At 61.0% G+C, this 23,904-nt stretch carries 23 protein-coding genes and 1 pseudogene; 12 read left to right on the top strand and 12 right to left on the bottom strand.

Annotation, left to right across the window (positions count from 1 at the left end; all coding sequences use genetic code 11):
- Positions 1-73 precede the first annotated feature (73 nt).
- From ACPPVP_RS39185 to ACPPVP_RS39170, 4 genes and pseudogenes are all read right to left on the bottom strand, one after another.
- A complete protein-coding gene (locus ACPPVP_RS39185) occupies positions 74-2,614 on the bottom strand; it encodes an AAA family ATPase (RefSeq protein ID WP_426538293.1) in 2,541 nt (846 codons plus the stop codon).
- Positions 2,615-2,731: 117 nt separating this feature from the next.
- Positions 2,732-3,394 (bottom strand): annotated as a pseudogene (locus tag ACPPVP_RS39180) (adenylate/guanylate cyclase domain-containing protein); the annotation flags it as partial.
- A gap of 381 nt (positions 3,395-3,775) precedes the next feature.
- On the bottom strand, positions 3,776-4,822 hold the full coding sequence (locus ACPPVP_RS39175) for a nitrilase-related carbon-nitrogen hydrolase (RefSeq protein ID WP_426538291.1): 1,047 nt from the start codon (positions 4,820-4,822) through the stop codon (positions 3,776-3,778).
- Between the two features lie 41 nt (positions 4,823-4,863).
- Positions 4,864-5,520, bottom strand: coding sequence for an FMN-dependent NADH-azoreductase (locus ACPPVP_RS39170; RefSeq protein WP_426528869.1), 657 nt, complete (start codon positions 5,518-5,520; stop codon positions 4,864-4,866).
- 208 nt (positions 5,521-5,728) lie between these two features.
- On the opposite strand from ACPPVP_RS39170, the gene ACPPVP_RS39165 reads away from it, so the two are divergent.
- From ACPPVP_RS39165 to ACPPVP_RS39125, 9 genes are all read left to right on the top strand, one after another.
- A complete protein-coding gene (locus ACPPVP_RS39165) occupies positions 5,729-7,153 on the top strand; it encodes a PLP-dependent aminotransferase family protein (protein WP_426528868.1) in 1,425 nt (474 codons plus the stop codon).
- Positions 7,154-7,303: 150 nt separating this feature from the next.
- A complete protein-coding gene (locus ACPPVP_RS39160; RefSeq protein ID WP_426528867.1) occupies positions 7,304-7,759 on the top strand; it encodes a carboxymuconolactone decarboxylase family protein in 456 nt (151 codons plus the stop codon).
- 196 nt (positions 7,760-7,955) lie between these two features.
- A complete protein-coding gene (locus tag ACPPVP_RS39155) occupies positions 7,956-8,276 on the top strand; it encodes a DMT family transporter (protein ID WP_426528866.1) in 321 nt (106 codons plus the stop codon).
- A gap of 846 nt (positions 8,277-9,122) precedes the next feature.
- Positions 9,123-10,358 (top strand): tyrosine-type recombinase/integrase, encoded by a 1,236-nt coding sequence (locus tag ACPPVP_RS39150; RefSeq protein ID WP_426528865.1) that lies wholly within the window; start codon positions 9,123-9,125, stop codon positions 10,356-10,358.
- A 72-nt stretch (positions 10,359-10,430) separates the two neighbouring features.
- Positions 10,431-10,778 carry a hypothetical protein gene (locus ACPPVP_RS39145; protein ID WP_426528864.1) on the top strand — a complete coding sequence of 116 codons (348 nt, stop codon included), beginning with the start codon at positions 10,431-10,433 and terminating at the stop codon, positions 10,776-10,778.
- Between the two features lie 234 nt (positions 10,779-11,012).
- Positions 11,013-11,222, top strand: coding sequence for a helix-turn-helix domain-containing protein (locus tag ACPPVP_RS39140; RefSeq protein WP_426528863.1), 210 nt, complete (start codon positions 11,013-11,015; stop codon positions 11,220-11,222).
- Positions 11,223-11,314: 92 nt separating this feature from the next.
- The gene (locus ACPPVP_RS39135; RefSeq protein WP_426528862.1) at positions 11,315-11,707 is read left to right on the top strand and encodes a hypothetical protein; all 393 of its coding nucleotides are present in this window, start codon (positions 11,315-11,317) and stop codon (positions 11,705-11,707) included.
- A gap of 84 nt (positions 11,708-11,791) precedes the next feature.
- Positions 11,792-12,166, top strand: a complete 375-nt coding sequence (locus tag ACPPVP_RS39130) for a hypothetical protein (RefSeq protein ID WP_426528861.1) — start codon at positions 11,792-11,794, stop codon at positions 12,164-12,166.
- Between the two features lie 80 nt (positions 12,167-12,246).
- Positions 12,247-14,796, top strand: coding sequence for a DUF3631 domain-containing protein (locus ACPPVP_RS39125; RefSeq protein WP_426528860.1), 2,550 nt, complete (start codon positions 12,247-12,249; stop codon positions 14,794-14,796).
- 168 nt (positions 14,797-14,964) lie between these two features.
- On the opposite strand, the gene ACPPVP_RS39120 is transcribed toward ACPPVP_RS39125, so the two are convergent.
- A complete protein-coding gene (locus ACPPVP_RS39120) occupies positions 14,965-15,426 on the bottom strand; it encodes a hypothetical protein (RefSeq protein ID WP_426528859.1) in 462 nt (153 codons plus the stop codon).
- A 621-nt stretch (positions 15,427-16,047) separates the two neighbouring features.
- Here ACPPVP_RS39120 and ACPPVP_RS39115 point away from each other — a divergent pair.
- Together ACPPVP_RS39115 and ACPPVP_RS39110 are read left to right on the top strand one after the other, a co-directional pair.
- The gene (locus ACPPVP_RS39115) at positions 16,048-16,365 is read left to right on the top strand and encodes a hypothetical protein (protein WP_426528858.1); all 318 of its coding nucleotides are present in this window, start codon (positions 16,048-16,050) and stop codon (positions 16,363-16,365) included.
- Complete coding sequence (locus tag ACPPVP_RS39110) at positions 16,343-16,729, top strand: hypothetical protein (protein ID WP_426528857.1); 387 nt, start codon at positions 16,343-16,345, stop codon at positions 16,727-16,729. The genes ACPPVP_RS39115 and ACPPVP_RS39110 overlap by 23 nt, the downstream gene beginning before the upstream one ends.
- Before the next feature lie 207 nt (positions 16,730-16,936).
- Here the strand turns inward: ACPPVP_RS39110 and ACPPVP_RS39105 are convergent, their stop codons facing one another.
- A complete protein-coding gene (locus ACPPVP_RS39105; protein WP_426538289.1) occupies positions 16,937-17,020 on the bottom strand; it encodes a hypothetical protein in 84 nt (27 codons plus the stop codon).
- Positions 17,021-17,239: 219 nt separating this feature from the next.
- Positions 17,240-17,788, bottom strand: a complete 549-nt coding sequence (locus ACPPVP_RS39100) for a recombinase family protein (RefSeq protein WP_426528856.1) — start codon at positions 17,786-17,788, stop codon at positions 17,240-17,242.
- 315 nt (positions 17,789-18,103) lie between these two features.
- Here ACPPVP_RS39100 and ACPPVP_RS39095 point away from each other — a divergent pair, with 315 nt between their 5' ends.
- Positions 18,104-18,496, top strand: a complete 393-nt coding sequence (locus ACPPVP_RS39095) for a recombinase family protein (protein ID WP_426528855.1) — start codon at positions 18,104-18,106, stop codon at positions 18,494-18,496.
- 143 nt (positions 18,497-18,639) lie between these two features.
- Here the strand turns inward: ACPPVP_RS39095 and ACPPVP_RS39090 are convergent, their stop codons facing one another.
- The 5 genes from ACPPVP_RS39090 to ACPPVP_RS39070 are packed head-to-tail and all read right to left on the bottom strand — an operon-like array spanning position 18,640 to position 23,893.
- Entirely contained in the window at positions 18,640-19,437 is a 798-nt protein-coding gene (locus ACPPVP_RS39090; RefSeq protein ID WP_426528854.1) for an SDR family NAD(P)-dependent oxidoreductase, read from the bottom strand.
- A 19-nt stretch (positions 19,438-19,456) separates the two neighbouring features.
- Entirely contained in the window at positions 19,457-20,416 is a 960-nt protein-coding gene (locus tag ACPPVP_RS39085; protein WP_426528853.1) for a Bug family tripartite tricarboxylate transporter substrate binding protein, read from the bottom strand.
- A 49-nt stretch (positions 20,417-20,465) separates the two neighbouring features.
- Positions 20,466-21,101 carry a carboxymuconolactone decarboxylase family protein gene (locus ACPPVP_RS39080; protein WP_426528852.1) on the bottom strand — a complete coding sequence of 212 codons (636 nt, stop codon included), beginning with the start codon at positions 21,099-21,101 and terminating at the stop codon, positions 20,466-20,468.
- A complete protein-coding gene (locus tag ACPPVP_RS39075; protein ID WP_426528851.1) occupies positions 21,050-22,321 on the bottom strand; it encodes a thiolase family protein in 1,272 nt (423 codons plus the stop codon). The genes ACPPVP_RS39080 and ACPPVP_RS39075 overlap by 52 nt, the downstream gene beginning before the upstream one ends.
- An 18-nt stretch (positions 22,322-22,339) precedes the next feature.
- Positions 22,340-23,893, bottom strand: a complete 1,554-nt coding sequence (locus ACPPVP_RS39070) for an AMP-binding protein (protein ID WP_426528850.1) — start codon at positions 23,891-23,893, stop codon at positions 22,340-22,342.
- Positions 23,894-23,904 lie beyond the last annotated feature (11 nt).

Raw genomic sequence — 23,904 nt, 5'->3', positions numbered from 1 at the left:
CGGAAAGCCCGTTTCTTACGTCCGCGCCTCCGCTCTCCGCCGAGGACCGGAACCCCGTCGTCGGATGGCATTGTCAACGAAGCTCGCCGAGCAACGCCTTGGCCTTTCGAAGATCGCTGGTGTCAAAACCTTCGGTGAACCAATCGTAGACCGGGGCGAGAAGGTCCCGTGCGGCTTGCCGTTTGCCCTGATCGCTGAACAGCCGCGCCAGGCTCATGGCCGCGCGCAATTCCCACGACTTTGCCTGCTGTGCTCGCGCAATGGTCAGGGAGTGCTGGAAATGCGCCTGCGCTTTCGCCTCGTCCCGCTGCGGCGACTGCAGCGCGATTTCTCCGGCAACGCGATGGGCCTCGGCTTCGCACCACCTTTCCCTGGTTGCTTGCATCACCGTCATTGCCTCGCCGATGCAGCGCCAGGCAGCCTCGAACTGGCCCGAATCTGCATGGGCGGTGGCCAGCATGAACGCGTGCTCCGGTGTAAATATCGTCGATCCGGCGGACCGCCATAAATCGATACCCGCCGTGACGATCTCAACGGCGTTCGCGGCTCCGGTGAGGGTCAGGATATAGCCTCGCCGTAACACGCCTTCCGCTTTTCGGAACGGGGCACCCTTCTCCTCGGCCAGCACGACCAGCTCTTTGATGCGCTCGCTGGCCGCGTGGTAATTCCCGCAATAGGTATTGATGAGAATCGGGAAATTCAGCGTAAACATCAACGTCGCAGCATGGTCGATCTGGCGCGCTTCCGTCAGTGCGCACTCGGCGTCGTTGAGCGCGGCGTCAGGATAACCGAGCAGCCACGAGGCCATCGAACGAAAGGCCAGGCACGTTACCCGGAGGTCCTGGCCAAATCGCGTCATCAATCGCCGGTGCTCGGCCGGGCGGTAAAGGGCGAGGGCTTCATTGTAGTGCGCCTTGGCGTCGACGAGGTCCCCGGTAAACGCGAGCGTACTCGCCATGGTGCGGTGTCCAATCATGAGCGGTACCGCCGCTCCCCCCTTTTCGCCAAGCGCCAGAAATCGCGCTGCGAGCTCTCGCGCAACGTCGCCATTGAAGTTTATGAAATTGACGATCCACTGGCCAAAAAGAGCCGACAGCAGCAACGAAGGGTCATCCGGAGTTTCTCCGAGCCGTTCCGCCTGCTCGATCAAGGCTCTCACCTGAGCGACGGCGGCCTTGGTTTCGGGCGCGCCGTATCCTTTGACATGCATCAGCGTGTTCAGGAGCGCGACGTGCAAAATGATCTGCTCGCGCCGCAGGTCGGCGGTCGAGGGCAAGGTTGCGATTTGCGCCAGGGCCTGGCTGAGTTGTTCCGCGGCTTCGGCCAGCGCCGAACGCTCCTGTGAACGCTGCCCTGCCTTTCCCCACAGGCGCGCCGACTTCTCGATCAGGTCGGCCTTTGTGTAGTGACGCGCCAGCAGCTCGGGCTGGCTCTCGGCGATTTCCGGGAACTGGCTTTCGAGGGTTTTGGCGATGCGCGCATGCAGTGCGCGCCTGGGCTCGCGCAGCAGCGTACTGTAGGCTACGTCCTGCACCAGTGCATGCTTGAACAGGTAGTTCGTATGCGGTGGAGTACCGTGTCGAAACAGCAAGCCCGCCGCGATGAGCCGGTCGAGGTCGGCGTTCAACTCTTCCTTCGGCTTTCGCACGAGGGCTGCCAGCAACATGTGAGGAAATTGCCGGCCGATCGCCGCGCCGATCTGCGCCACGTTCTTTGCCGGCCCGAGCCGATCGAGCCGCGACATCAGCGAAGCCTGCAGGCTTGCCGGAACCGCCACGGCGGGCATCGGCGCCCCTGCGCAGACGCGCTGCGCGTCACTCTCCCCCTCCGCGTCCAGCACCGCCTTGGTCATCTCCTCGGCGAACAGCGGAATGCCGTCGGTGCGCTCGATGATGTCCTGGCGGATGCCCGCCGGCAACGACCGGTTGCCGACGACCCGCTCGATCAGGAAATCGACGTCGCACGGCGCCAGCCGATGCAGGGGCAGCTCCGTCACATGCGGCCGTCCAATCGAGGGCGGGCTGAATTCCGGCCTGAAAGTAACCAGTATCAAGAGCCGGTGGCTCGCGGCCAGGTCCACCGTCTGGGCGAACAATTCGAGGCTGGTCGGATCGGCCCAATGCGCATCTTCGAAAATCACCAGCACGGGATTGATCCGCGCCAGCGCCTCGATTTGCGAACCAAGCGCTTTCAGGGTTTTCTGACGACGGAGTTGCGGCTCGACTTCAACCGGAGGGTAGCGTCCGTCGTTTGGCAGCGACAGCATTTCGGCAAACAGCGCCGCGTCCTGGGGCGGCGTCAAGCTTTGCGCCAGCAGCGCGTCAAGCTTGTCCATTTTCACTTGCTGGCTGTCATTGTGAGCAAAGCGGGCGGCGCGCAGCATTTCGCCGATGACCGGATAGAGCATGCTGTCGGTATGCTGTGGCGAGCAGAAGCAACGCAGGCGTATGTGCGGCTCACGCGCAAGCTGTTCCAGCAGCGCGACGGTGAGTCGTGATTTGCCGATTCCCGCTTCACCGGAAAGCAGCACGACCTGACCTTCGCCGCTCCTGGCCCGCTCCCATTGGCGCAGCAGCAACTCCATTTCCTGGTCACGACCGATCAGCGGCAGCAAATCGCTGCTTTGGAGAGCGTGCGATCGGCTGCTCACGGCTGTCTTGCCTGCGACTTGCCAGGCGGCGACCGGTTTTGCGAATCCGTTGATCTCGACTTTACCGAGATCGAGATACTCGAATTGCGGTCCCGCGATCGCCTTTGTGCGACCCGAGATGATGACGCCGCCGGGCTGTGCGAGCGATTGCAGCCGGGCGGCAAGATTCGGGGTATCGCCGAGGATGCCGTGCTCCTCGGAAATCGCGCTGTCCGACATGTCGCCGACAAGTGCTACGCCCGTCGCAACACCGACACGCGCGCTCAATTTTTCTTTCGTGGGCAGGGCGGCGACCGCCTGCACCAATGCGAGGCTGGCTTGAACGGCGCGCTCCGCGTCGTCTTCGTGCGCGTGAGGATAGCCAAAATAGATCACCGCGCCGTCGCCATGATGCCGTGCGACAAAGCCGTCGAAGCCGGCGACGGTTTCAGTTATGCAGCGCCGGTAGCCGGCGATGATTGCGCTGAAGTCTTCGGGATCGAGCCGCGCGGAAAGCGCCGTCGATCCGACCAGGTCGCAAAACAGCACCGTAAGCTGCCGGCGCTCGATCGGGCGCGTGTCCGGTGCCGCCGGCGCCACCGCGGGAAAATCAACGCGCAATTTGATTCCACAGTCGCCGCAAAATCTGTTCAGAGCAGGGTTTGCCGAGCCGCAGGCCACACAGAGCCGCACGACCGCCGCTCCGCATTGCCCACAGAATTTCCTTTGCTCCGGGACTTCGGCTGCGCAATTCGTGCAGTGCATCCGGACCTCAACGGACATCCAAAACGCCATTACACTGCGCCAGAACTCGAGCGTTCCATGTGAACTTGGTCACATCCGTATCGAGGTTCCGTGATGGCGCAAAGCTGATGTCGGTGGCTCAACGGACCGCCCGTTCTGCCCACAAAAGCAGCATCGTGAGCCGCTCGCTCAAAGCTCAGACTTATGCGCCGGGAGAGCGCAACTGTCCGGACCTGGTGATGACATCTGGATGGATCATTGCTTCTGTTCACTGAGCGCGGGCGTTGCCGTGCGCAGAGCCTGTTCGTACCGCTTCAGTGATCTTGCGAAAATCTCTGAATGACGGGAAGTTCGTCAAGCGTTTTGTTCTTTAGATCGCTGATGGAAGACGATGCCAAGACATCATCGTCTACCGGCGCCGCGTTGCGTCGAAGTGCGAGCATTCGCTCGATACGCTGCAATGCCAGACGAGCTGTCTTCGCTGACGGGTTCGGCGATCGTCGGCAAGATATGCGCAGCCCGCTCGTGGAGATGGGCCGCCGGCCTGCGGTCGATGGCCAGGCTGAGCAGTTCCGGCCGGCTGTAGTGGCCCCGCGAATCCATCAATTGCTTGCGCCGGTCGATCGCTGCGAAATCGAGATCGGCGATCACTGTGCCTTCGCCGAAACGAATCGGCTCGCCGATCAATTCACCTTCGGGAGAGACGATTGCGGTGAAGCAACCGCCGGAGATCGGTCCAATGCTGCACCCGGTGTCTTTCATGATCTGAGCTTGCTGTTCAGCATCCAGCCATGCCGTCGCGTTGACGACGAAGCAGCCGGCCTCAAGGGCGTGCTGGCGAATATTGACCTGCGTTTGCTCGGCGAAACGGTCACCTGCAAACGAGCCGGGATACATCGCCGAATGGATCTGTTCGCCGTCGGCCATCAGCGCGTAGCGGGCCAGCGGATTGTAGTGTTCCCAGCATGCCAGCTGGCCGATGCGGCCGACCGCGCTGTCGACCGCTCGCAGCCCGGAGGCGTCGCCCTGGCCCCAGATCATACGCTCGTGAAAAGTCGGGCTGATCTTGCGGCGACGCTGGATCAAGGCGCCATCTGCGTCGAACAACAATTGCGTGTTATAGAGTGTGCTGCCGTCGCGCTCGTTGACGCCGATGGACACCACCATTTTTGCCTGCCTCGCGGCTTCGCCGATGGCTTGTGTGGCAGGCGAGGGTACGGTTACGGCTTGATCGAGCAACCTGAGGTGCTCCTTGCCGGTTCGGATCTCAAAAGGGGTCTGCACGAAGGAAAAATATGGATAGTACGGCACCACCGTCTCCGGGAAGGTCGCGAATTGGACTCCCAACTTGCCGAGCTCCAGGATTTTCTGGACGACTTTCCGCACCGTTCCTTCCCGGCTGTAGAGCACGGGACTAATCTGTACTGCTGCCGCTTTGACGATAGTCATGATATTCTCCTTTGGATCGACACGGTGACGCCGTTGGCGCTTCACGCGCAGGCCCATTCATCAGCACTCCGGGATGAGGGGCGAAACGCGGAAAAATGCTCCTGCAGCGCTCGATCTGTTTTGGCTCTGGCTTCAGCCAATGCATCCTGACCAAGGGCTGATCCTTCAACGGAGAAGAAAGTCAGATCATGCAATCCGATGGTACCCAGGATGGCTTTTAGATACGGAGTAAGAAAATCCGGCTGACGCGCGTGCTTTCCGGAATATCTTCCGCCCGAAGACACGGCGACAAAGACTGGACGATCGCGCAATGCGCCTACTTTTCCGTCGGCGGTCACATTGAACGTTCGGCGGACTCGAACGACATGATCTATCCACGCCTTCAGCGCAGAGGGCACGGTGAAGTTATGCATCGGAGTTCCAATGACGACGAAATCCGAACTCTCCAGCTCCTCAATGAGCTCTTCGGATCGGGACATGGAGCCCTCCGGAAATATTTCCGCGAGCGACTGTTGTGTCGCTCCAAGGGCGGTCGCGTAGCTTTCATCGATATGCGATAGCGCGCTTCCGCCAATCACCCGATTTACCAATACTGCCGCCGGTTCGCGCTTCAGCAAAAGGCCGAGGATTTTTTGAGAGAGCCTGTCACTCTCGGAGGCTTGCCCGCGAGGGCTGCAGGCAACATGCAGAATTTTCATCATCCCACTCATTTTCAGGTCCGTTCCAAAATGCTGCTCCCGACGCCCGAAGTCTGAACGTCACGACAAGCAATCATCTAGAAGCCTCATGACCTGCACCCAAGATCCATGATTGGAAATTCAAACTGGTCCATGATTTTCATGCAGGCGCCGCTGTGGGGCGTTATGGTATAATCATTTCCCGTTCCCCTGCAGAGTTGGCTAGTCCATGACCGTCACGACAAAGGCCAGCAAGATTTCGCCGTTGGATCCAACTGCGGCCGAACCTTTCTATCGCCAGATCTACCGTCGGTTTCGCGGCGCCATTGCCAGCGGATTATTGAAGCCAGGTGACCGCATTCCCTCGGCGCGTGCGCTGACCAAGGAATTAGGTTTGGCGAGGGGCACGATCGAAGCGGCCTATTCCTTGTTGTCTGCTGAGGGATACATTCAAGCCCGCGGTCAGGCCGGGACCGTCGTGACGCCGGACCTCGAGCCGCGAATGCCGGTTGCGATCCCGGTGCCGAAGTCCAACAGCAGCATTGCTGTGCCCAGTTTTCGCCCGGACTCGATTTTGCCGTTCCAGATGGGGTTGCCTGCCCTGGATATGTTTCCCCGAAAGATCTGGGCACGCCTGGGCGCGCGGTGCGTGCGGGCCATGCAGCCGTCGGACATGATTCATCCCTCTGTATATGGCTTGCCGGCATTGCGTGCCGAGATCGCCGCTTATCTGCAGGTTTCGCGTGGGATTGACTGCTCCTCATCCCAGATATTCGTGACCTCGGGATATCGCCACACCATCGAGTTGATTGGTCATGCCTTGTTGAAGGCAGGAGACCGCGTTTGGCTCGAAAACCCCGGCTATCCGCCGACGCGAGAAGTGTGGGAGCATATGAAGATTACAGCCGTCTCGGTGCCGGTGGACCGGGAGGGTATGGTCGTTTCTGACGGAGTCGGGCTGGCGCCGCGGGCGCGCGCGGCTGTAGTCACGCCCGCGCATCAGAGTCCGCTGTGCGTGTCCCTTTCATTGCCCCGCCGTCTGGCGCTGCTGGACTGGGCTGCGCGAAATAATGCCTGGATTGTTGAGGATGATTACGACGGCGAGTACCGTTATGTCAGCCGCCCCTTGCCTGCGTTGAAGAGTCTGGATCGTGACGGGCGGGTGCTCTACGCCGGCACCTTCAGCAAGGTACTGTTTCCGAGCCTTCGGCTTGCATATCTTGTCGTGCCGGAATCGCAGGTCGAGCGGTTTGAGGAGGTCACTCAAGCGCTTGCGGGCGGCAGTCCCGAGCTTACGCAAGCCATCGTCACGGCCTTCATTACCGAAGGGCACTTCGCACGGCATATCCAGCGGATGCGGAAGCTCTACGCCGAGCGTCGGGAAGCGACAGCGGCAGGCCTGGAAGCCGTGCTGGGGAAACAGCTGCGAATTGATTCACAGCCGGGCGGAATGCACCTGATCTTGCGGCTGCAAGGCCGACGGTCCGATCGTCGGCTTGTTGCGCGCATGCGACAAGAGGGCCTGTACGCGGAAGCATTGACGGATTGGACGAAGGGCACTGATGGGGCACCGGCCCTGCTTCTCAGTTTCACGAATGTTAGCTCCCAGCGCACCGCCGAGAATCTCGGAAGGCGTATCTTGAGGCTGATATGACCGTCGTCGCGACACCTCGTTGGGCGGCGCGCACTTTTAGCGGAAAAGGAAAGATCATGGTCTAGTACGCAAGACCAACCATGGACCTTCTAGGATAGGCCAAGATGCAGCACGATGGAATCCGTCAACCAGCAAACATAAGGATTCGTCATGAGCCATCGCATCGACTACGCCAAGATTTCGCCTGAAGGTTACAAGGCTTTCGGAGGAGTGTACGTCTATCTCCTGAAATCCGGCCTTTCAAAAGAACTGATCTATCTGGTGTATTTGCGGGTTTCGCAAATAAACGGCTGCGCATACTGCATCGACATGCATTCCCGCGATCTGCTCAAGCTCGGCGTTGCGGTCGACAAGCTCGTACTGGTACCGGTGTGGCGCGAAGCGGGTGAAGTATTCAGTGCCCGCGAAGGCATCGCGCTCGCTTGGGCCGAAACCGTAACGCGCGTTGCTGAAACCGGCGTTCCCGATGCCGACTATGAAGCCGCTGCTGCCGAGTTCTCCGATAAGGAACTCACCGATCTCACCTATGCGATCGGCTTGATGAACGCCTTCAATCGATTTGGAATCACGTTCCGTTCGACACCCGCTGCTGCGGCCAAAGCTTGAAATACCCATAAGCGAGCGCTTCGCGCATGGAAATTTCCATTGTGAGCGCTCGCTTTGAAGCGTGGCCGGCTTTCAAGCTTTTCCGGCCTGCACGTTCGTGAGCGGATCGTCTCCGACGCGGTTCTTCTGCCCGACAATAGAGCTACCAACAAACCTCGCCCGGCCGTCAGGCTTGGCCAACGAATGGATCTGTCACATGGCATGGGCACTACTCGGCATCGCCGGCATTCTCGAAATCGCATTCGCCTTCTGCATGAAGTGGTCTGAAGGCTTCACACGCTTGATACCCGGACTGTTTACATTCGTCAGTGGCCTATCGAGTGTCTTCCTTCTCTCACTCTCACTGCGCACACTGCCAGTAGGGACGGGCTACGCCGTCTGGACGGGTATCGGCGCGGCGGGCACCGCGATTCTGGGAATTGTGGTGCTGGGCGACTCTGCCGCGCCGATGAGGATGCTCTGCATTGGTCTCATCTTGGCAGGCGTGATCGGATTAAAGCTGGTTTCGGGAAACTAAGAATGATTGCTGGCCTCGGCAGGCCTGATCGCCGTTCAGTATTGAGAGAAGACCCGCATATCGCTCGCGCTCATGCGGGCTACGATTTGGTTCTCTGCGAACTGATTTGCTGCTCGCGCAAGCACAATCTCAGGCGGCAGCCTGCGACAAATCAACCTGACGGGCAAATCACCTAAAACCTGTCCAGCCCCTCGCGCAAAAATATTCCACTTTCCAACCGACCCAAATCAGCGGTTATTTCCGTGCCGTGCCGTGCCGTGCCGTGCCGTGCCGTCCCGTCTCGACAAGAGGGGCGGATCGCGCGTCGTCACGAACGCGGGACGGGATGCAGTGGACGCAGGCAGCGTCAGGCGCGAAGCGTGTTCGCAGGGCGGTTATCCGTGAGCGAACACGGCGCGCAAGATGACCGGCGCTGAAGCGTACGGCAAAACCGTGTGGTTCTGGCATCCGTGGCTGATGTCAAGCTGTCGGTGGCGAATCGGATCCGACCGGATCGATCCGCCATCAAGCCGGCAGTGATGGAGGCAAAAGGAATTCGTCTCCAGGGAGAGCTCGGCATAAGCCGTCAAACCATTGCGCAGGGAATGCCGGCGTGCTCCGGCTGTACCTGTATGCTCGTGTGCGCATCTATCACTATCTTGCACACGAGACCGCGGGTAACGCGCGCGAATGATGCAGGGTTCGGAAAGACGCTGCAATCAAGCGAGAAAAATGCTGATACGTCAGACTGTTGTTCTGCATGGTCTTGAAACACACCCAAGGGCGATGTATCTCCCAGCAATCGTATTTTGGTGGGTAAAACGACAGGTAAGGTCTCATCCTGCCTCGCCCGATGGAGCAACAGTGATGCGAGGAAAGGACAGACTGAGCGACAAGGCGATCAAGGCCAAAAGGAAACGCGGCCGCTATAGCGACAGCGGTGGTCTATACCTGCACATCACGAAGCTCGGATATAAATCGTGGGAGTATCGCTTCCGCATTCGCGGCAAGCTCCGCACCATGGGGCTCGGCTCTTATCCGAAGGTGAGCCTCAAGGAAGCCCGCATCAAGCGCGACGACGCGCGCAAACTCCGGGACAACAACATCGACCCGATCATCGCGCGGGGCTCGATGCGGCAGATCGCAGCTTCATCGTTGACGGTGATGGAAGCAGCCGAAGCCTGCGTCGCCGTGCAGGAGAAAGAATTCAAAACCAAAAGGTACGGCAAGCAGATCAGGGCGCGGCTCAAAACCTACGTCGAGCCAATCATCGGCAATCTGCCGATCGCCGACATCGGACTTGCCGAGATCAAGCAAGTCCTCGTTCCGATCTGGACGGGCATGCGGCCGACCGCGAACCGTATTCGTAAGCATCTTGAGGACACGATCAACTGGTCCATCGCCGAGGGGGTGCGTAGAGACGAAAACAATCCGGCTGAAGTCAAACGGCTGAAATTCTCGCTGTCTTTCAAAAAACGCGACGTCAAACACTATCCCTCATTGCCGTACGACCAGGCTCCCGACTTCCTCACAACCTTGCGCACCGAGAACGGCGTCAATGCCAAGGCGCTCGAGTTCGTGATGCTGACGGCCGTGCGAATTGCCGACATCTGCGGCGGCGGCAAGGACCACTCGGTGCCGATGCAATGGTCGCACGTTGATATGTGCGGCCAGTTTTGGACCATCCCGGACACTAAGATGGGTAAGCCGCATGTTGTTCCTCTCTCCGATCCGGCCGTGCTGCTGCTCGCAGAAATGCGGCGCTTCCGCGACCCGAAAACGGATTTCGTTTTCCCCGGCTCCAAGCGCGGCACCGTGATCAACGCCTCAACACTTCGATATCTGTTGCAGAACATGGGCTATGCCGGGATCGCAACGACGCATGGCATGCGCGCCACTTTCAATACATGGGCGTTGGAAACCACCGACTACGAAGAAAAAATTATCGATTCATGCCTGGCTCACGCGCAGGACGAACAGGACGCGGCCTACCACCGGGGGTCCTATCTCGACAAGCGCCGGCGCCTGATGGCTGCCTGGGCCGACTTCTGCGGTGGTCGCACTATCGTGCACGGCGCTGAAGTGATAAAATCCGCCGCTTGAAAGCAGGATGGCTCCGCCCGGTCATCACCCGGGCGGAGCCTGATCATCATCGACACGTAAGGGGTGCCGACAATGACCCTATTATCGTACACCTCAAAGCCGTTTTTACTTCGCGCCCTGAGCGACGCTTGGGAATCCAACCGCAACATGCCCCTAGGCGACTGGCTGGTGGCACGCATTGCGGATTACGAAGCCCTGGAGACTGGCGAAGCCATGGCGATTAGCGAAGCCCTGGCGACTACATCGCTCGCGGAAATGCCGGACCTGACGACAATGAAGCGCGACGACTGCAAAGGTGAATTTATCTCCCGATTCGGAATCAGCGGGCGCAGCTATCAGTTCCGTGTATGGCCTGCCGCGCGCCAGTTGGCGGGCCTGACAAAGCGCGCAAAGCCCGGTGCGAAGAAATCAAAAAAATAATTTGTGACATCTGTTCGTGACATCCATTCGCTGCGACCATCGCGGGTGTCACGAATTCAATTGTCGCTCTGCTGCAGGACGTTTTTGACTTTTTCCCGAGCCGGCTCGGGGTAATTCGTTGCACTCGAAGCGGGTGGCACGAATTCAAAAGTCAGGCCTTAGTGTAACGATTGGATGGTCGACTTCCTTGCTGTGCCATGCATCCGTGTTCGTGAAAGAACACAGGAGAGCGTCGTGCACAGCAGCAACGAACCCCTTCCGACCCTGCTTCGATACCGCGAAGCCGCTCGTGAACTCGGCGTTTGCGAGCGCCAGATCTACAACCTCGTCGACCAGAACCTTCTCGAGAAGGTCAAGCTCGGCACCAAAACCGCCCGCATCACCAGAACCAGCGTGCTGACTTTGGCGGCCCAGCGCGCCACGGAGCCCCCAACGGCCGCCTAAAGGAAAACGGCGCAGCCAATGGCCGCGCCGTTTTTCTTTGTCTCAGCAAGACGAACCTAACCGCCCGGCCAAGGGCAGAAAGCGAAAGAAAGATGAATACGATATCGACCTATGTCAATGACCGCGTCCATCTCCATTGCGGGCGGTCCCCCAAACGTAACCCCTCCTTGCAGGTCTTCGTCGCCGCGTACCTCCTGCTTGAGGGCGTGCTCGGCATCGACACGGCCGTCAAGGCGGCCGCCGCGACCGGCACCTCCCGCGACGCAGTCCGCGCCGCGCTGATCCTCCTGCAGAACGGCGATGAGAACCTGGCGGCCGATGTGCTGCAGGGCCGGGAGTCACTGTCGCGTGCCGCCGACAAGGTCCGCGGCCACGTCAAGCTCGTCGAGGCCTTCAAGAGCGCCACGCCGGACGATCGCATCGCGTTCGCCCGCGCAATCGGCCCGACCGAGCTGTTCGAGGCTGCGATCGAGCCCGCACTTTAAACGCAACCAGATCCCGCGTGCTCGTCGGCACCGGGCGCGCGGGATCTCAATCGAAACGTGCCGACAAGATCAAGGAGAAGACAAATGGATATGAGAGAGTTTGCAGGATCTTCGTTCATCACCGTCGAAAGCCTGCGCGCCGGACCGCGAGAGGAAGTCGTCGTTTCGGTGGCGCCCGGCAAGTACGACAAACCGGTCGCGACCTTCAAAAGCGGCGATCAACTTACGCTCAACAAGACAAACGTTCGCACGCTCATCAAGGCCTACGGGGAGGACAGCCGGGACTGGGTCGGCTGCAGCATCGAGCTTTCAATCGGCCCCACCAAGTACGACGGCGATCAGATCGAAAGCGTCGTGGTGAAGCCGATCAGCCCGCCAAAGCCGCTCGCGGCGCGCACGCCGGTGCCGAAGCCGCCGCCGCCAAAGAATGACATGAACGACGATGCCGCCGCGTTCTAACTTTCTGCAAGACAGCGGCGCGGGGGCTTCGTGCTCCCGACGCCCTCAAGATCCTATTCGTCTTTTAATCAGGATCGCCGATGACCACGACCACCACCGGTTTGCCCTCCATCGCCAGGATCGCCGAATTGCTCGGCGGCGAGGTTCGCGGCAACCAGGTTTGTGCGCCGGGACCACACCATGGCGTCACCGACCGGTCTCTGAGCGTGCTGCTCGATGCGAACGCGCCGCATGGTTTCGTGGTCAACAGCTTCGCCGGCGACGACGCGATCGCGTGTCGGGACTATGTCCGCGACAGGCTGGGGCTGCCGCCGTTCGAGGCGAAGAAGAAAAAGGCCAACTGCAATGCAAATGGCAAATGGTCGCCGCCGCTCGCCGAATACCTCTACCGCGACGCGAATAGCGAGCCGTATTTGCTTGTCAGGAAACATCTCGACGGCGCCGGCAAGAAGCAGTTTCCGCAACTTCACCTGGAGGGCGGCCAGTGGATATTGGGCAAGCCGGCCGGGCCGAAGATCCCGTACCGGCTGCCGGAGCTGCTCGCATCGCCAGCAACGGCCAGGGTGTATTTTTGCGAGGGCGAGCAGGACGTCGATAATCTCGTCAAGCAATGTGCCGTGGTGGCGACTACCGCGAGCGAAGGTGCCGGCGCCAAGTGGCCGCCAGAGCTGACCGATTACTTCAAGGGCCGGCATGTCGTCGTCCTGCCTGATGCCGACGAGGTTGGCCGCAAGCATGGCCGCAAGGTCGCGAAGGCGCTTTATGGCGTGGCGGCATCGATAAAGATCGTCGATTTATACCCAGGCCGCGGCGACGGATACGACGTCACCAACTGGCTGAAGCACGACGTCGTCGGGGCCAAATTGTTCGAGGCCATCAAGGCCGCGCCGGAATGGCAGCCGGACGATGACAAGCCGATCGCAGCCGCGACGCCCGAGGACGAGGCGCTGCTGGTCGAGCTCGCAGGCCTGTCAGCACTCGACTACGCCAAGCGCCGCAAGCGCGCGGCCGTGAGGCTCGGCATCAGCACGGGCGACCTCGACCGCTTCGTCAAAGACGCGCGCGCCGAAAAGAAGGTCGACGAGATGGAGATGCTTCATGACCATTGGCAGGTGCTGCCGTGGGACGAGGCTGTTGACGGCAAGACCCTGTTTCGCGCGCTGTCCGAATGCATCCGCCGTTATGTGATCCTGAGCGAGTCGCAGGTGACCTGCGTGACGTTGTGGGTGGTCTATTCGTGGCTGCACGAGTACGAGCGGTTCGCCACCCATAGCCCGATCCTGCTGGCGCGCTCGGCCGAAAAGGATTCCGGCAAGACAACGCTGCTCGGCATCATCACCTTCCTGGTCCGCCGGGCGCTCAACAGCGTGGAGATCTCAGGAGCCGCGCTGTTCCGTTCGATCGCCAAATGGGCGCCGACGTTCGTGATCGACGAGGGTGACGACGTCCTGACTGACAACGCCGATCTGCGCAGCGTCGTCAATTCGGGATGGACGCGCGGCCAGACGGTCATTCGTTGCCATCACGACACCCACGAGCCGGAATCGTTCTCGACCTTCGCTCCCAAGGTGCTTGGGATGAAGGGCGACAAGCTGCCCGACACGACGCTGAGCCGCTCGCTTGCGATCGATATGAAGCCGAAGCTCGCCGGCGAATGGATCGCGGACTTCGACCATCTCGACCATGAGACATTCAAGCGCCTGCGGCGGCAAGTCTTGCGCTGGGTGATGGACAACGCCGAGGGTCTGACGGTGCGGCAGCCCGAGATGCCGCAGGACTTCCACAATCGCCGCCGGGCCAACTGGCGGCCGCTGCTGGCGATCGCGGAAGCGATGGACATGAAGCAGGCCGGCTGGGACGCCGCGACCGAGATCGAGCGGAAGCAGATCGCCGCCGATCCGTCGACCGGGATCCAGCTCCTCACGGCGATCCGCTTCATCTTCGACGAGATGAGGGATGGCCGGCTGGTTCTCGCCCAGGTCGACAAGGACCGGATCACCACCGCTCAACTGGTGAAGGAACTGATCGACATCCCGGACAGCCATTGGGGCACCTACGGACGCAACGACAAGCCGATCACCGCCGCGCAGGTGACCCGGCTGCTCAAGCCCTACGGCATCAGGTCGGGGAACGCCCGGATTCCGAAAGAGGCCGAAAAGACCTGCAAGGGCTACTTGCGATCTTGGTTCGAGGACGCCTTCACGCGCTATCTCCCACTCGCGAGCGAGAGCGAGACCGTGTCCGATATTTCCGGAGCCCGGAATCCGGCTTCTGAACCCGGCACACCCGGCACAACGTTGAAAACAAAAGAATTTTCGCTGGAATCCAACCCGGCACAAGACCCGTCTGTGCCGGGTTCAAAATCGAGCCAACCCATTGAAAACATTGGTTGTGCCGACTGTGCCGGGTTTGAAGAGAGGTTTTCGGGGGCCGGAGCAAAACAGCAGCCCAATTCCGCCGAAGCCCCTTTGGACGACCAGCCCGACGACATTCCCGCCGATCGAACCTGCGCCCAGTGCGGGGGCGAGATCGACGGCACCGAGCGCATGGTCTCGGTCAGCGGTCATACCGTCTGGCTCCACGAGACATGCGAGCGTTTCTGGAGAGGCTTCGTGGCGGGGGAGCGCTGAGCATGGGCCGCCGCCTTCCGCCGTCGCCACCGGCACCGCCATCTGGCTTCATGTGGTTTTACTGGAAGCTAGTGCCAATCGAGACGGTCGAGCGCCACGCCCGGATTCAGATGGGCAACCATGACCGTCTGCCGCGCGCCAAGCGCGACCGCGACAACGGTGACACCCTCACCGGCCCGGCCCGGCGATTTGGCAGAGGGGAACGGCCATGACCGCTGAAGCAGGCCGCATGAGCCGCCGCCTCCCCACACCCTGTTTGTCGACGCGCGCAGCCAGGTCGTCCTCGCCGGCATCCTCTAGGTCCGATGCGCCGACGACCACCCGAAGAATGATGATTGAAAGCGGGGCAACCCCGCAAACTAGAGGAATCATGTCGAACGAGCTGGGCTGGCGCTCGACGCGCCGATCGAAACCGCCGGACTCGCGGGCGAGGATGCCAAGAACATGCTCAGACAAATGCTCGCCCAAGTGATTTTTATTGACCCGAACGATTTGAACCGCGGGACCGCCGAACTCATGGAACGCGATTTCGACGTGGAATATCTTGACGACTGGATAGACGATAATGGACCAGCGGTCTGGGTCAACGCGCGTACTCTCAGCGATCTCGACGAATGCAACTTCCTGCATTGGGTGCAGGCCATTGTAAGGCCCCTTGGCGGCGATGTGATGGGAACTAGACTTGCTACTGGGCACGCGTCCCCGAGCTGGATCATCGGAGCGTCGCGCCACCGGGAATAGTTGCCACAGGCGATATCGGCATCGGCTTCAATAGGTCACAGCATGTGAGGTAACAAGAATCGTGTTGCGCTTGCGAGGAGCGCGAGTCCGTCGAGAGTGATTGCGCAGTCGTTCAGCTTTATTCAGTGACGGGGAGGGCAGGCCACCTCGCGGCAGGAAATATGGAAAGCCACAATGGTCACCGCGCCGCCTGCAGTTCTGCCGTCTCATGATACAATTGGCTCACTAACCGCTGCAAAAAGGTTGCGCGTAATGAGTTTGAGTTTGCGAGATCCACGAACCGGTCGCGTCTTCGGATTTCAGTCCGAAACGCAGCGCCACAACTTCATGATCGGTCGGGCTCGGTTCTGCAATGGGCCGAACCGCGAGATGCCGCGCTGTATAGCTCTCAATCGATTGGGCGAGCCCTGCAAGGCGGCGAGGATGCGCGGCAGATCGACCTGCTTCCGCCACAGCGGTAGCGCTGTAGCTAAACGGGCGCGGCTGGCGGCTGCACACCTTTCCGGAGACATGGATCGCATCCAGCGCGCCGAGATCCGATCAGAACGCAACCGGCTGCGCGCTCTCTGGCGGCGCGATCCGCGCGAGCCTGGCAGGACGATCATGCTGGTCGCCAGCGACGAGGCAACTTGTCGGGGCTGGGCAGCCCGGCGAGGCTTCCAGCTCGATCTCCTCGACCGCGAACTTCCGGCGATCTCCGATGCGTGCCGGTGGATTTGGGTGCGGACGTCGCGCGGTCTGATGAGCGACGACGAATTGACCGCTAAGATTGCGCGATTGCGTATCCGGATCAGGGAGGCGAGCTATGCATTCGATCACCCGGGATGAACGTGGGCGCTTTGTACCGGTGGTGCGGCCGAAGCTTTGGCAGGCGGCTTCGGTGACGCGGAGCCGTGACCGGACAGACCGCATCGCGCTCGCTCGGAAACAACGGAAGGCGAGGCTTGCGACGACGGAGTGGTTGAATGCGCTGGATCGTCAGGGCATCGCCGTGCTGGAGGCGACCGGCATCTCGTGGGCGGCCGTCCAGCGCTGGCTCGACGAGGTCCGTCCTGGTGAAGCTTTCATGACCCGTAGGTTCGTGAAGCAAGTTCTGCAGGTGATGTCAGACGATCAGCTATCATCCCGCGATCAATTCGAGGCCCGCAACGAGCTTTACCGGCGGCTGATCGCTGCGGGAATCGTAGACTAAGATCGATCAGTCCCTGGACGGGCTACCGGGTGCCCATCCGCAGCCGACCCAAGACTCTAAGCACTGTCTTGGCTGACCATGCCGCGCCCCGGGCGGCAGGAACGCACCGCAAAGTCAATTCGGTGGCGATCGCACGGGCGGAAAGGCCGGGCATGCCTTCGAGAAGGGGGCGCAATGACTCAGCGCGGACTACTGACTCGTTTTTATTTACCAAGGCCTCTTGGCGTTCCCCAATACAACACCGCGCTCACGAGCCGCTGCGAGCGCCTGGCGGGTACGTTCCGAAATCATCCGCCGCTCTTGTTCAGCCAGCGCGGCGTAAATAGCGCGCAAAACAGTTTCGCAAACCGCCGGCATCATGGACTGATTACCGGTGAAATGGGTCGCGATGACTCTACGCGGCTCACTGAGGCGTTCTTGGTGGCTCCGAGTCTCCCCCCGGAGCGCTGAGAAAGCAGGCCGCTCCATGACCGCCGCAGGGGCTCGCAGAAGCTACCGTCCCCAAAGGTCCTATTGGAGTGCCCGCCAAATCGTGGTCTCGCCGCACTCGTAATCGCGCGCCAGCTCGACCATGGACTCGCCGGCAGCGTACCGCTCAGCCACTCGCCTGCGCTGACTGTGATCGAGCGCGTTGGGGCGGCCGAACTTGGTGCCCTTCCGCTTTGCCCGCTGGATACCTTCTTCACACCGCCTGCGAATCAGGCTGCGTTCGAACTCTGCAATGCCGCCCATGATGGTCATGACCAGTCGGCCGACGTCGGTCGTGGTATCGCACCAGGTCTCGCCGAGCGAGACAAAGCCGCAGCCGATCTCCTGCAGGTCATGCAGGATGTTCTGCAGATCGCGGCTGGAGCGCGCCAGGCGGTCCAATTTAACGACGGCCACCACATCACCGTGATTGAGCGCCTTCATCAGCTTGGCGAACTCGGGCCTTCCGCTGGTTGATTTGCCCGAGGCCTTCTCGCTGAAGATCCGGTCGCATCCGGCGGCATGTAGTGCCTCGACTTGGGCCGCGTGGTCCTGGCTGTTCGAACTGACCCTGGCGTATCCGAATTTCATTGCGTGCCCCGATTATGAAAGCTTGAGTTTTGGAATCTAAAAGCTGAGATGGCACAAGGGCAATCGAAATATTTCAGAACGTAGAGGTTTTGAAACTTGCGATGGATCGTGTGCCTGTCTACTGCGAGGGCCGTTCACTGCCCGTAGCCGTGCTTCTTCAGAAGAGCCGAAGTGCGCCTGGGCAGATCTTGGGATCGTCGGCTCGACATCCGGAGAACCCGCTAGTCCTGAGTCGCCCCCTGGTACCCCCCAATCGTGCGGGTGCCAGCGGACGCATAGTCCCTCGCCAAAATTTTCTGCTTTGAACCTCGCGCGATGCCCTGGTGTGCATCGCAAATCGAGGGCGCGACGGGCCGTTTCCTGTTGCAGCAGATGGTTGCGGTCGCCGAACTCGAGGCCGGGATGATCTCAAGGCGCACCAAGGACGCGCTGGCGGCGGCGAAGCGCAGAAAGGTGAAACTCGGTGGCTGGCGCGGCACCATCCCGACGGCGAGGACGCGCGCCAAGGCCGTAGCGGCCATTGAGGCGCGCGCGGCGGCGAGGGCTGCTGACCTGGCACCAACCATCGCCAGCATCCAAGCGGCTGGCGCAACGAGCCTGAGGGCCATCGCAGCCGCATTGAACGAGCAGGGTATCCCGACAGCCCGCGACGCTGGTGTCTGGAGCGCGACGCAGGTCGCGCGCGTACTGGAGCGTTTGCCGCAGTGATGATGGTGATCGTGGCCGCCCACGAATTTCGGTCTAACCCCACCGGGGGAGGGAAAAATTCGTCGGAAAGCATGCTTATTCGCGAAAGCGCGGTCCGCAAAGTTGGCCGTACTCGAAGCCGGTCCACACCTGTAACAGCGGCGTCACAGCTTGACCATGTTGATTAAACCGCCATCAACGGGCAGCACCACTCCATTGACGTATTTGGAGTCATCTGAAGCTAGAAAAAGGCAGGCATGCGCGACGTCCCAAGCCTCGCCCTGCTTCCCGGTCGGCGACATCCTGTCGCGCATCCTCCACATTTCCTCAATGTTGCCGCCATACAGCTTCACATTGTTGTTTTCGACGATCGGGGTCCTGACGAGCCCGACCAGGACGACGTTGCAGCGAATGCCCTTCGCCGCATACTGAATCGCGATCTCGCGCGACAGGCCGATCACTGCGGCCTTGGATGCCGCATAGGCCGTCTTCGGGAACGGAATGGCCCGCACCCCGTTGATCGAGCCGATGTTGACGATGGACCCGGAGCCCTGTCGCTCCATGTAAGGCAGGGCATGCTTTGCGGTCAGAAACATGCTCTTCACATTGATATTCATCATCCGGTCCCAATCATCTTCGCCGTATTCGACTGGGTTGCCCGAATTGGTGATGCCGACGTTGTTGTGAAGCACGTCGACACGGCCAAACTTTTCGACGCAGGCCTCGATGGCGTTCTGGCAGTCGGCTGACTTCGAAACATCAGCCGCGAACGCCTCGCAAACGCCGCCCTCCGAACGAATGAGACGGGCAGTTTCCTGCGCGGCTTCGAAATCGATATCGACGGCCAGTACCTTTGCGCCTTCTCTCGCATAGACGATCGCGCAGGCCTTGCCGTTGCCTATCCCCGCCCCCTGTGTCCCGGCACCGGTCACAACAGCGGTCTTCGCTTCCAGCCGATTCATTGTTGCTTCCTGTTATGCGCTACTGCTGCTGCGCCCCGCTATCGATGACGAGCTGATGCCACTTCTCGTTTTCGGCAGGTGCAGACTTCCTGAGTTCTTGCCAGGGAATGTAATTGACTTCGACGCCGGCCTTCTCCAGACGCGTAATCGTATCATCGTTCGACAATACCTCGCCGACGTCCTTGGATACCTTTTCGAGGATCGTGTCCGGAACGCCTTTCGCTGCAACGATCTCATTCCAGGAAAGGATGGCATACTTCGGGATACCGCTTTCGGCTAATGTCGGGACATCCGGCATGGTCCTGGATCGCTTTTCGCCGCTCGTCGCAATCGGGCGAGCCATATCAGGGCCAACTTGTCCGGCAGCGGTTGTAACCGCCGTGAAAGTGAGATCAATCCGGCCCCCGAGGACGTCGGTAACAGCGAGGCCTGCATCCTTGTATGGAATATGCCGCAGCTTGATGCCCGCCAGGTTCTCGAGCATGACAGCGGCCAGATGCGAAAACGTGCCAACGCCCGCGGAAGAATAGGTCAACTGGTCCGGATGGGCCTTTGCAGCATCAATGATGTCTCCCAGCGATCGATACTTGGAGTCTGCCTTGACGAGTAACACCATGTGCGCGACGCCTGTTCGCGCGACAGGCTCGAAATCCGCCACCGGATCGAACGTAGCGCTCGCGTACAAATACTTGCTGATGTAATGCGTCGGCGCCGCAAAAAGCAGACTGTAACCATCCGGCGGCAGTCGTCGCGTGTATTCGGTGCCAAGGGTCCCGCCGGCGCCAACCTTGTTTTCGATGATCACAGGTTGCCCCCAGATCCTCGTAAGCCTTTCCGCGACGATCCGCGCTGCCGCATCAAGAGCGGTGCCTGCCGAGGCAGGGACAATGAATGTCACGGTCCGCTCCGGCCAGGTGGCGTGCGCCGGAGACGCTAGCAAGGCCGCACCCGCAAACAGCAAAAAGGCAAACCGCCTCATTCGAACGTCTCCTCGATTTGGGTTCGTGTGATTGCAAACTTCGCCCAAACTAGCCGTCACCGACGCCGTAGTTGCTGGCAGCGATCTCCGGTTGGACTCTTACGGTGTGCGTGAACTGCGAGACGGCGGTGTAAAACGCGGTCACCATCGCAAGCTCGATGATCTCCTGCGACGAGAATTGATCGCGAACGATCCGCCACGTCGCATCGTCGACGTTGCCGTTGTCCAGCGTCTCTTCGGTGAATTGCAGGATCAGGCGTTGACGGGGGCTGAAGCAGGATTGGCCCCGCCAGTCTTCAACGCCATCGACCTGCGCCTGGGTCAGGCCGCAACCCAAGGCAATCCGCCGGTGCTCGGTGTATTCGTAGCGTGCCTGCCTCGCATATACCGTTCGCAAGATCGCCAGTTCGCGGTCGCCTCGGCTGGTGGCGCCCGGCTGCCGCAACGCCGTCGCGAGCGCCGCAAAACCCTCATACACCTGCGGCGCGTGGGCAATGGTGCGATGGATGTGCAGCGGCCCGGCACCGCCAGCTCTCATGCGATCAAAAATGGGTTTCAAGCGCGGGTCGGCCGTGTCGGCATCGACAAGCGGAAACGTCCCAGTCGTCTCATTCCCGGTGGCGCTCATGATTTTTACCTGCTCGCATGCCTGGATGCGGGACCTTCCAGAATCGTCACGGCGCAAACCGCCTCTTCCAGGCCAATCACGCCGCCGCCGTTCTCGATCAGGCCGATGTTCGCATCCTCGACCTGGCGGGTTCCCGCCTCCCGGCGAAGCTGTCCAACGATTTCCGACACCATCGACAGCCCCGTGGCGGCGATGGGATGCCCCTTTGAGACCAGACCGCCGGACGCGTTGACCGGAAGCCTGCCGCCCAGCGTCGTCGCGCCGGATTCGACGAAACGCCCGCCTTCGCCCTCGGCGCAGAAGCGAAGCATTTCCATCTGGTAGACCTCGCAAAATGACGTTGCGTCGTGCACCTCGGCGAGGTCGATGTCTTCGGGACCAACCCCTGCCATGTCGTATGCGCGATCGCCGGCAATTCGGCTCAGACTTGGCTCGTCCGGTGCGCGATGCTTTCCACCGGAGATGGCGCTCGCCCTGATCCGGACTGCGCGGGCCGCGACCTCCGAGGGCAATGTCCTGAGCCGTTCCTCCGAACAGACGATAGTTGCCGCAGCTCCGTCGCCGATCGGAGCGCACATTGCGCGCGTCAGGGGGCCGCTGACCGGCCGATCGGCCAAAACCTCGTCCGCGGTCATCCGGAAGCGATACTGGGCCTTCGGATTAAGCGAGCCGTGAACATGATTCTTCGCGGCAGCGATCGCGATCTGCTTGCGGGTCGTGCCATAGCGATGCATGTGATAGCTGGCCTGGACACCATAAGTATCCATCGCAATCGACCGCTCGGATGACGGCGCCCAGACCGCCCCCGAACGCTCAGCGAGATCTCGGTACTCGTTCAGCCACCGCTCCTGATCGAACCGGTCGAAGCCGCCGCCAATCTCCTTGAGCATCTGGCCGGGAGCCGAGGGGTCGTAGAGCTTCTCGACGCCGATCGCGAGCGCGATGTCGGTCTGGCCGGATAAAACGTCCTTCCATGCCAGATGCAGCGCCAGCGAACCGGTAGCGCAGGCGCCCTCGACATTGGCGATCGGCAACCGCTCCGGCAGGACACCTTCATCCATCAGCGGCGAGAGGCAGGCCTGGCCGCGGATCATGGTCTGGCCAGAGACGTGCAGCAGGCAGTTGCCGAAATAGGCCTGCCCTATGGCCAGCCCGTCGCCAAGGCCGGCGTCGCCGAGGACGCCGTGAATGGCTTCCCGGGCGAGTGCCCGATGGTCCTTGCTGATCCATCGGCCAAACTCGGTCGAGAACGAGCCGATGATGAATACGTCACCCATGACTTACCTCGGTCAATTCTAGACGGCGCGCGAGCGGCCTTCCCAATAGCGATCACGAATTGCGCGCTTGAGCACCTTGCCGACCGGACTGCGGGGCAAGGTCGGCCAGATCTCGATCGCCTTCGGCGTCTTGACGCCACCAAGTGTCGACCGGCAGAACGCGATCAGTTCATCCGCCGTGGCGTTCGCGCCGGCCTTGAGTTCGACGACCGCGGTGACCGCCTCGCCCCATTTCTCGTCGGGTATGCCGATGACTGCGCAGTCCTGCACGGATTGATGCGCCAGCAGCCGCGCTTCGACCTCGGTCGAAAACACGTTGAAACCGCCGGAGATGATCATGTCGCGCTTGCGGTCGACGATGAAGACGTAGCCGTCCTCATCCTTGAATCCGATATCACCGGTGTGGTGCCAGCCAAAACCGGAAACTGCTCGCGTCGCCTCGGGATCCTTGTAGTATTCCTTCATCACCAGGCAGCCCCGGGCGACGATCTCGCCGACGGAGCGCGGCGGGAGCAGACTTCCATGTTCGTCCATGATCTCGACGCGGCTGAACATGGTCGGTCGCCCGCAGCTTCGCAGTAGGTCGGAACCGGCGGCGAGGCCCCGCTTGTGGTCATCGGGCGACAGAAACGTCAGGAAGAATGGCGCTTCCGCCTGACCGAAGGCTTGAGCCATCACAGGACCAAAGACTTCCACCGCGGAGCGTAGCCTTTCGGGCGCCACCGGAGCGGCCGAGATCAGGAAGAACCGCAGCGACGACAGGTTCTTCGTCCGCAGTTCCGGACTCGACAGCAGGGCGTAGAGAACGGTCGGCGGCAGATAGAGGTGCGTGACGCCATGCGTGTCGATCGCGCCGAGGATCACCGCGGGATCGACCTTGTCGAGGATCACATTGGTGGGTGCCTTGGGCATCAGCATCAGCGCCAGCACGCCGGCGCCGTGTGTCATCGGCGCGACGCACAGATGCACGGGAGCAGGCCCGGTCGCGTCGTTGCACGTCCAGAAGTTCGCGATCAGCGTCTCCCAAGTCTGGTCGGTCCACACCGCGCCTTTGGAGCGGCCGGTTGTGCCGCCCGTCGCAAGGATGTTGCAGGGTCGCAGTGGATCATCGGGAAGGTCAGGAATAGCCGCCGTCGCGCTTTCGCAGAACTCGGACAATGACGGTCCTGGCCCGCTGCGGTCGTCCAGGCCGATCATTAGCTTCAATTGCGGTGCACTGGCCTTGAGTTGCCGGACTTCTGCTTCGAAACTGCTGTGGTAGAAGATGCACTCCACATCGGTGTAGTTCATGAAGGCCGAGTTATCCTCGACCGTGTTGCGGGCGTTCAGCGGCACCCAGATGCGTCCGGAACGGAAGATGCCGAGCATCGCAATGAACGCCCGGGCGTCGTTCGGGCTGTAGACGGCGATCTTTCCCTCCCTGGAAATGCCGGCCCCCTCGATCGCGGACGCGATGCGCAGCGACTGCTGCTGCGCCTGCGCATAGGTCAGGGAAGACCCGTCAGGCTGAACGAAGGCAACCTTCGACGGATGGCCCGCAGCACTGTTGTCGAAATAGTCGATCAACCTCACGACGCGTCCTT

The sequence above is a fragment of the Bradyrhizobium sp. McL0615 genome (assembly GCF_049993905.1).
Taxonomy (GTDB): domain Bacteria; phylum Pseudomonadota; class Alphaproteobacteria; order Rhizobiales; family Xanthobacteraceae; genus Bradyrhizobium.
Note: the sequence above shows the minus strand (reverse complement) of the source record. Positions and strands in the feature narration are given on the sequence as shown.

What these genes read in the sequence shown, in the direction of transcription:
- ACPPVP_RS39085 (WP_426528853.1), bottom strand. Translation starts at nt 20,416, where the DNA reads ATGAGGCGGTTTGCCTTTTTGCTGTTTGCGGGTGCGGCCTTGCTAGCG.
- ACPPVP_RS39155 (WP_426528866.1), top strand. Translation starts at nt 7,956, where the DNA reads ATGGCATGGGCACTACTCGGCATCGCCGGCATTCTCGAAATCGCATTC.
- ACPPVP_RS39135 (WP_426528862.1), top strand. Translation starts at nt 11,315, where the DNA reads ATGAATACGATATCGACCTATGTCAATGACCGCGTCCATCTCCATTGC.
- ACPPVP_RS39125 (WP_426528860.1), top strand. Translation starts at nt 12,247, where the DNA reads ATGACCACGACCACCACCGGTTTGCCCTCCATCGCCAGGATCGCCGAA.
- ACPPVP_RS39100 (WP_426528856.1), bottom strand. Translation starts at nt 17,788, where the DNA reads ATGAAATTCGGATACGCCAGGGTCAGTTCGAACAGCCAGGACCACGCG.
- ACPPVP_RS39090 (WP_426528854.1), bottom strand. Translation starts at nt 19,437, where the DNA reads ATGAATCGGCTGGAAGCGAAGACCGCTGTTGTGACCGGTGCCGGGACA.
- ACPPVP_RS39120 (WP_426528859.1), bottom strand. Translation starts at nt 15,426, where the DNA reads ATGCAGGAAGTTGCATTCGTCGAGATCGCTGAGAGTACGCGCGTTGAC.
- ACPPVP_RS39150 (WP_426528865.1), top strand. Translation starts at nt 9,123, where the DNA reads ATGCGAGGAAAGGACAGACTGAGCGACAAGGCGATCAAGGCCAAAAGG.
- ACPPVP_RS39105 (WP_426538289.1), bottom strand. Translation starts at nt 17,020, where the DNA reads ATGATTTCGGAACGTACCCGCCAGGCGCTCGCAGCGGCTCGTGAGCGC.
- ACPPVP_RS39110 (WP_426528857.1), top strand. Translation starts at nt 16,343, where the DNA reads ATGCATTCGATCACCCGGGATGAACGTGGGCGCTTTGTACCGGTGGTG.
- ACPPVP_RS39130 (WP_426528861.1), top strand. Translation starts at nt 11,792, where the DNA reads ATGGATATGAGAGAGTTTGCAGGATCTTCGTTCATCACCGTCGAAAGC.
- ACPPVP_RS39170 (WP_426528869.1), bottom strand. Translation starts at nt 5,520, where the DNA reads ATGAAAATTCTGCATGTTGCCTGCAGCCCTCGCGGGCAAGCCTCCGAG.
- ACPPVP_RS39075 (WP_426528851.1), bottom strand. Translation starts at nt 22,321, where the DNA reads ATGGGTGACGTATTCATCATCGGCTCGTTCTCGACCGAGTTTGGCCGA.
- ACPPVP_RS39165 (WP_426528868.1), top strand. Translation starts at nt 5,729, where the DNA reads ATGACCGTCACGACAAAGGCCAGCAAGATTTCGCCGTTGGATCCAACT.
- ACPPVP_RS39160 (WP_426528867.1), top strand. Translation starts at nt 7,304, where the DNA reads ATGAGCCATCGCATCGACTACGCCAAGATTTCGCCTGAAGGTTACAAG.
- ACPPVP_RS39175 (WP_426538291.1), bottom strand. Translation starts at nt 4,822, where the DNA reads ATGACTATCGTCAAAGCGGCAGCAGTACAGATTAGTCCCGTGCTCTAC.
- ACPPVP_RS39115 (WP_426528858.1), top strand. Translation starts at nt 16,048, where the DNA reads ATGGATCGCATCCAGCGCGCCGAGATCCGATCAGAACGCAACCGGCTG.
- ACPPVP_RS39095 (WP_426528855.1), top strand. Translation starts at nt 18,104, where the DNA reads ATGCCCTGGTGTGCATCGCAAATCGAGGGCGCGACGGGCCGTTTCCTG.
- ACPPVP_RS39145 (WP_426528864.1), top strand. Translation starts at nt 10,431, where the DNA reads ATGACCCTATTATCGTACACCTCAAAGCCGTTTTTACTTCGCGCCCTG.